Below are 6,573 nucleotides of genomic sequence, written 5' to 3'. Positions count from 1 at the left end.
TAACATCAAAACCTACGGGGAATCCCTCGCCCAAATCATGTGGATGGTGGGAGTCAAACCCGTTCCCGATGCGTTAGGACGAGTCAACAAACTGGAACTCCTGAGTTTAGAAGAATTAGGACGTCCCCGCATCGATGTTGTCATCAACTGTTCCGGCGTCTTCCGCGACTTGTTCATCAACCAAATGAACCTGTTAGACAAAGCCGTGAAAATGGCTGCTGAAGCCGACGAACCGTTAGAAATGAACTTCATCCGTAAACACGCGATGAAACAAGCCGAAGAGATGGGAATCAACCTCCGGCAAGCCGCCACCCGCGTCTTTTCTAACGCATCCGGTTCCTACGCCTCTAACGTCAACCTAGCCGTAGAGAATAGCACATGGGAAAGCGAGTCTGAGTTACAGGAAATGTATCTCACCCGTAAATCCTTTGCCTTCTCCTCGGATAATCCGGGAACAATGGAACAGGACCGTCAGATTTTCGAGTCCTCCTTGAAAACCGCTGATGTCACCTTCCAGAACTTAGATTCTTCGGAAATCAGTCTCACCGACGTTTCTCACTACTTCGACTCCGACCCCACCAAAGTCATCAGTACCTTGCGCGGGGACGGCAAAAAACCCGCCGCATACATCGCGGATACTACCACCGCCAACGCCCAAGTGCGAACCCTATCGGAAACCGTCCGCTTAGATACGCGCACTAAAATGCTCAATCCCAAGTGGTACGAGGGAATGTTATCTCACGGATACGAAGGAGTGCGAGAACTCTCGAAACGCCTCGTGAATACGATGGGATGGAGTGCGACAGCCGGTGCCGTGGATAACTGGGTGTACGAGGAAGCGAACGAGACCTTTATGAAGGATGAGGAGATGCAGAAACGCCTCCTCAACCTGAATCCCAACTCGTTCCGCAAGATGGTGACCACCTTGCTAGAAGCCAATGGTCGCGGGTACTGGGAAACCAGCGAGGAGAATTTAAACCGCCTGCGCGAGTTGTATCAAGAAGTGGAGGACCGAATTGAAGGGATAGAGTAGAGTTTGAGTGATTGTGGGGCAGGCCAGCTGCCTGCCTCGCATCCTGGGAATCTCAAGGGGTCCCAATGGGCTGGCCCGAACTAAACTGCTAAAATATGAAGAAGAATTTTGGGGAGTTAATCTGGTCGAGTTTTTTAGAAATTCAGGGGGTTCTGATTGGATTTATAGGGATTCTTATCACGATTATACTTTCTCGCTTACCCGTTAAAACCCAGATTCCGCTTGATTTAGTGATTGCGATCGCCTTGTTTATGTTGTTGTTGGTCGTTACCCTGATTAAAGCGAGTTATCAAAGTTTTAAGACTGCTCAAGAATTGAGCCAACTTCAGAAGTCAGTGATTCCTAAAATCTTATATGTTAGCAAAGAACCAAGTTCACAAGCCCCTTTTCAACTCAGATGCTTGCTCGGAAATTCCGCTCTTTTTTCTAATGATACTTGTATTTCTTTTTACTACACCGATGATGAGGGCTTTGAAAGGTTAATCGGAATGGGAGTGGTACTCACCGTACAAGATAATGGTAAAGTTCAGGCTTTATTGGATATTCCCCTATTGGGGTATCAGGAGATTTTAGAGAAATTAGGAAACAACGATTTAAAGATTATTGGCCAGACAATCGTCAAGTCCAATATTACTAGAAAGATGATGCTCGATTATTTGTTTAATTTAGAATAATAACCAGGAGCAAAAATGGAAAAAAACCCAGAAGCGTTAAATCTCAAAAATCGGATATTTCCGGCTAGGGTTGCTCAAGTCATTAATCCTGCACAACTTGTCATCAATAGAGGCTCGCTCCATGATGTAAAAGTTGGGCAAAGGATGCTAATTTATCGGAGGGGCGACCAAGAGATAAAAGACCCGGAGAGTGGCGAGTCCCTTGGATATCTAGAACGGGTGAAAGGAACCGGACAAGTGATTCATGTACAAGAAAAAATTTGTACGGTTGAATCGGATAAAAAAAAGTATCCTAGACGAATCAAAAGTGTATTGGGACTCACAGAAGATATAATTGAAGGTGAAGCCCTGCCGTTTGAGCATCCGGAAGTTGGAGATTTGGTTAAACCGATTTAAGGACAGGGATTTGGGGGCGATCGCATCTTAATGACCCCCGGCGATCGGCCTTTGTCTATTGTGTAGTGATTCACGACCAAAGCAGAGGTCAATCCGCGATCGTCATCTGAAATTCTAGGGGTACAGCATTGCTGTGCCCCTACTCTTTTAGAGCAACTCTTAACCGCCACCGATATAATATTAAGATATCATAGAGATTGAGGATGTCAGTAACAGGAGTAGGAGATGGCTGTTAATCAAGGGCTGGAATCTTCGACAATAATTGGTTTTTGGCGGATAGGTATCTGCTTTGAGGCAAGTACCTGGACTTCCTCTGGGCGTCTGTTGCAGCTTCTCCAAACTGGCTTAAGTTACACCCCAGTTGTCCACCCCTAAATATAGATGAACCTTAATAATAAGCAGCAGAAAACTTTAGAAACGATTTTTACCGATCCGATTCCGGCCAACATTAACTGGCAAGATATTGAAAGTCTATTTAGAGCGCTTGAGGCTACGATTATCGAAGGTCAAGGCTCGCGCCTAGGGGTTAAATTAAATGATGTTAAAGCAGTGTTCCACGAACCGCATCCGCAAAAATAAACGGACAAAGGTGCAGTGAAATCAGTTAGATAATTTTTGGTAAAGGCAGGGATTGAGCCATGATAACTTAGGCAGATAGTAGGGGGAGATTGGCTAACACCCCTAGAGATAAATTTTAAACATTATCTAGTTGAATTAGAAAAATTCTACCAAGGAAGGGCAATTGGCTATGATGAGTTACAAGGGTTACATAGGTTCTGTTGAGGTTGATGTAGAGGCTGGGATTTTATTTGGTCGAGTTTTGAAAATTAATGATGTGGTGACATTTAAGGGAAAAACAGTTGAAGAAGCTTGCCAAGAATTTCAAAAATCAGTGGATTTTTATTTAGATTTTTGCCAACAGTTAGGAGAATCTCCTGATCAACCTTTTAAGGGTACAATTCACTATCGCACGACCCCAGAAACTCACAGAAAAATATTTATTGCGGCTAACCAAGCAGGAGAAAGCATCAATGCTTGGATGGATAAAGTTTTAGCAAAAGCTGCGGAGGAATCAATTGAAGTGTAGAGAGAGCGATCGCCAGTCCAACAATAGGAGAGCGATATTTACCAGCTAGGAGGTGAAGATGATGCTACGGTATGAAATTATCATGTATTGGAGTCAGGAGGACGAGGCATTTATTGCAGAAGTACCGGAATTACCGGGTTGTGCTGCTGATGGTGCAACCTATCAGGAAGCGTTGACCCATGTAGAGGTCGTTATGCAGGAGTGGATGGAGACGGCGCAAGAGTTAGTGCGTCCAATTCCCGACCCGACTGAAAGGAGGTTTGATGTTGGCTTAAAATCCAGCAACCTCTAGGGACAGATGCTTCCATCTGTCCCTTCTCAAACTGTCCGCTTGAAAACATTAACCCTGAGAGTGCACCATGCTTGACGTGCGAAAAGCAGTCCTGGCTGCCCAAAATTATTTTAATTCCGTGCAAGATTTGATGAGTCAAAATGGCCCATTGGATATCCAGGATTTAAGGTTGGAAGAAGTTGTAATTTCAGAAGATAAAAAATACTGGTTTATTACATTTGGATATGATTTAGCTACTCCTGAACCTAAATATGCGTTAATTCCTTCTGCAAAAATTAATAGAAATTATAAAATTTTCAAAATCAATTCTGAAACGGGAGAAGTAGAATCGATGAAAATTCGAGAGGTATAGCCAGTCTAAATGAATTTGCTATAAAGATAGCGAGCAAGATGCAAAGCCTGCGGCATGGCTTCGCTTACCGCACTACAAGACTCTTAGGTTTGGACCCATTGTCAGAATGATTTAGGTTCGCTATATGAACGATGTTTACAAGGATTGGCAAAAAAAATGACCCTGCCCGATGAATTTTATATCGCAAGTGCAACGATTGGCAAGGCAAATAATTTTACTAAATTTGGTTTAACAGACTATTGATTTATCTTCCCTGCCAATTCAACCAAACGAGGCGATCGAGACGGGCGTTACCGAGGACATTTTCTGGGGGAAGCTCCATCAGGGGACGACGACTTTCCCGATTGATTGGACCATAAATATATTGAATCCGATCGCCCTCTGGAGAATGACAAAGAACGTAATTTGTTGTGGGTCCCTCTCCAGGTCCGCAGTCAAATCGACTGGAACCGGGGGTTTGGTTGTAAGATGTCCCAACGGTTGCTCCCCCGGGTCCTGCTATGGATTCATCGTAGATGGTGATCCTCACTATGCCGAGGTTGGGATTATTGGGGTCTGTGGGGTAAATTCGAGCGACTAGGATACTGTCGTCGTAGACTTCGATAACAGGTTCAGACATCCCTTCCTGAGAAATTTGGCTGGATTCAACCCGATAGTTGGGAAACAGGGCCTGGATGCGATCGCGGTTAAAAGGAGTATTCACCCCCACTTCACCCCATCCCGTATCCAATAGCGGGGGACTGTGATAAGTTGCGATCGCCTGTGTATTCGGTACAGAAACATGATCCGCCGCAAAGGTTTGGGAGTCAGAATTATAGCCCAGAGTCAGGGTCATCAACAGTGCGGCAACTCCGAACCCTCCCCGGATCCCGTACCCTGGAACGCTACGACGGATGAATGCTAAAAGAGATTGAGCAACTGGGGACGATGAATCATTCATGGCAAATTTTTTCTATCGCACAAACGAAGATATCGGCTTGATTATAGCCTGTTCTGGGATAGAAGTGCCAGATCAGGCAATTAAACCGGGCTGGACCCTGTGTCAGTTCTTGCCAATTGACGAAACGTCGGATAAAACGGAACTAGGGCATCGGTACAGAATGAGATCAATGGCATCAGACACCAGTTTCTTACCCAAATTTGTTGCAAAGCCGATAGAGATTTTGGGAAAAAACTCGGTTTCTGGATTGAGATGCCAGAGTTTTGAATACAAGGGTTGAAATGAGAGGGAATTCCCGAATGAGACAACAACGTAGGTTAACGATGGGTTTAGTGGGTTTAATGTTATGTTTGGGGTCCTGTACTGGCGTTCCGGACGAGGCGGGAAACACGGGAATCAGTCAGACAACTCCGGAAACGACGGACACCATCCCTCAGAATTTTCCGACGATTGGGGTGTTTGATTCCGCCCGATCGCGCGATATTTTGTGTTACGTTACGGTGACCAGTCGCGACGGGAAAACCTCGGAGGTGGGGGCGAGTGCCGATCTGTGCGATCGCAGTCCATCCCTGACCAACCAGACCCTCCGGTTTATCTATGATGATGCTGTCATGCCACCGGAACATTGTAACAACACCGGACTCTGTGGTGCAAATAATCGGCAAACGGTGATTTCTGATGTCGTCATGCTGGGTGAAAACTGGCAAGTTCTCAGTAATGGCACATGGACAGTCACCGTGGGTCAGGGTGAAACCTGGGATGGTCGCAATAACACGGGAAACCTCACTTACTATGGCTGTAATGACCAAAATGACTGTCTTGCCTTAACAGCAGGCAAAATAACTTGTCGCGATGGATTCTGTCATACAGGCTGGCAACAGGAAGATTATTTTTATATCCTATCTACCCCCATTGTCGAAGATGGTGGTGCACCAACCACATTACGGGTTCATCAAGGCGGTGAGGATTTGCTGAATGTTCCGAATATGCAAGTGATTGATTCCAGTTTATAACTCCAAAAAATTAGCCCGCGCAGGCGGGCTTCGTTCGTATAGCCCCAGGCTTGAGCCTGGGGACTGTTTCTTAGACTAAGACGCAACCGTAGCAGTCGATCGCGTGCGTCGGCGTCCAGTTGTAGCAGGTTGCGCTTCTGCCGTGGGCGGTTCTTGGGGATTTTGCATCAAGAACACCAGCAACGGATTACTTTGCAGTTCCCGGCGTAACATCCGCTGGATATCTCGCTCAATATGGTTTTGCAGTCCCATCCAGTCAACTTCGGGAGTACCATCTTCCAGGGTGCGAGAGAACTCAGACCAGCGATCGCTCAAAACTCCTTCGATGATTTGACCGATCCACTTTTTCAGCAGATTAGGCTCAATGGATGAAACCACCCCGCGCAAGTGAGTCGCAGTGTCAGCGGCCAATTTGCCATCCCAACCGATCGCCGCTGCAATGGTAACGACTCCATCCGCCGCCAACTGTTGACGTTCTTTGAGCACCTCATCCTTCACCACCCCAGAACGGGAAGCATCCACCAGTTCAATCCCGGACGGGACTTGATCAATAATGCCGAGACTATCCGTCGTCAATCCGACCACATCCCCATTATTGATAATCACCATATTTTCGGCGGGAACACCCATGCTTTGTGCGATTTTTGAGTGTTGCACCAGCATTCGATGTTCGCCGTGAACGGGGAGGAAGAACTTAGGCCGAGTCAATGCAATCATTAACTTATGTTCTTCTTGGCAACCGTGACCCGAAACGTGAATCCCTTGATTCCGTCCGTATATCACATT

The 6,573-nt window shown here is 46.1% G+C and carries 10 protein-coding genes; 8 read left to right on the top strand and 2 right to left on the bottom strand.

Annotated features, from left to right (window positions below):
- The 7 genes from J0895_RS04925 to J0895_RS04895 form a co-directional block, all read left to right on the top strand.
- A partial coding sequence (locus tag J0895_RS04925) for a cobaltochelatase subunit CobN (protein WP_207087004.1) occupies window positions 1-1,033 on the top strand: 1,033 nt, incomplete at its 5' end.
- 95 nt (window positions 1,034-1,128) lie between these two features.
- Entirely contained in the window at window positions 1,129-1,707 is a 579-nt protein-coding gene (locus tag J0895_RS04920; RefSeq protein WP_207087003.1) for a hypothetical protein, read from the top strand.
- Between the two features lie 15 nt (window positions 1,708-1,722).
- Window positions 1,723-2,103 (top strand): hypothetical protein, encoded by a 381-nt coding sequence (locus J0895_RS04915; RefSeq protein ID WP_207087002.1) that lies wholly within the window; start codon window positions 1,723-1,725, stop codon window positions 2,101-2,103.
- Window positions 2,104-2,484: 381 nt separating this feature from the next.
- Complete coding sequence (locus tag J0895_RS04910; protein WP_242541061.1) at window positions 2,485-2,682, top strand: hexulose-6-phosphate synthase; 198 nt, start codon at window positions 2,485-2,487, stop codon at window positions 2,680-2,682.
- A 169-nt stretch (window positions 2,683-2,851) separates the two neighbouring features.
- The gene (locus J0895_RS04905) at window positions 2,852-3,190 is read left to right on the top strand and encodes a type II toxin-antitoxin system HicB family antitoxin (RefSeq protein ID WP_207087001.1); all 339 of its coding nucleotides are present in this window, start codon (window positions 2,852-2,854) and stop codon (window positions 3,188-3,190) included.
- Window positions 3,191-3,248: 58 nt separating this feature from the next.
- The gene (locus J0895_RS04900) at window positions 3,249-3,482 is read left to right on the top strand and encodes a type II toxin-antitoxin system HicB family antitoxin (RefSeq protein WP_242541060.1); all 234 of its coding nucleotides are present in this window, start codon (window positions 3,249-3,251) and stop codon (window positions 3,480-3,482) included.
- 67 nt (window positions 3,483-3,549) lie between these two features.
- A complete protein-coding gene (locus J0895_RS04895; RefSeq protein WP_207087000.1) occupies window positions 3,550-3,834 on the top strand; it encodes a hypothetical protein in 285 nt (94 codons plus the stop codon).
- A 244-nt stretch (window positions 3,835-4,078) separates the two neighbouring features.
- Here the strand turns inward: J0895_RS04895 and J0895_RS04890 are convergent, their stop codons facing one another.
- A complete protein-coding gene (locus J0895_RS04890; RefSeq protein WP_207086999.1) occupies window positions 4,079-4,774 on the bottom strand; it encodes a DUF1131 family protein in 696 nt (231 codons plus the stop codon).
- A gap of 299 nt (window positions 4,775-5,073) precedes the next feature.
- Between J0895_RS04890 and J0895_RS04885 the strand changes: the two genes are divergently transcribed.
- Window positions 5,074-5,787: a hypothetical protein gene (locus J0895_RS04885; RefSeq protein WP_207086998.1), complete on the top strand. Its 714-nt coding sequence runs from the start codon at window positions 5,074-5,076 to the stop codon at window positions 5,785-5,787.
- A 75-nt stretch (window positions 5,788-5,862) separates the two neighbouring features.
- Here the strand turns inward: J0895_RS04885 and J0895_RS04880 are convergent.
- A partial coding sequence (locus J0895_RS04880; protein ID WP_277989783.1) for an MBL fold metallo-hydrolase RNA specificity domain-containing protein occupies window positions 5,863-6,573 on the bottom strand: 711 nt, incomplete at its 5' end.

This window comes from Phormidium pseudopriestleyi FRX01 (assembly GCF_017313335.1).
Taxonomy (GTDB): Bacteria; Cyanobacteriota; Cyanobacteriia; order Cyanobacteriales; family Laspinemataceae; genus Laspinema; species Laspinema pseudopriestleyi.
Note: the sequence above shows the minus strand (reverse complement) of the source record. Positions and strands in the feature narration are given on the sequence as shown.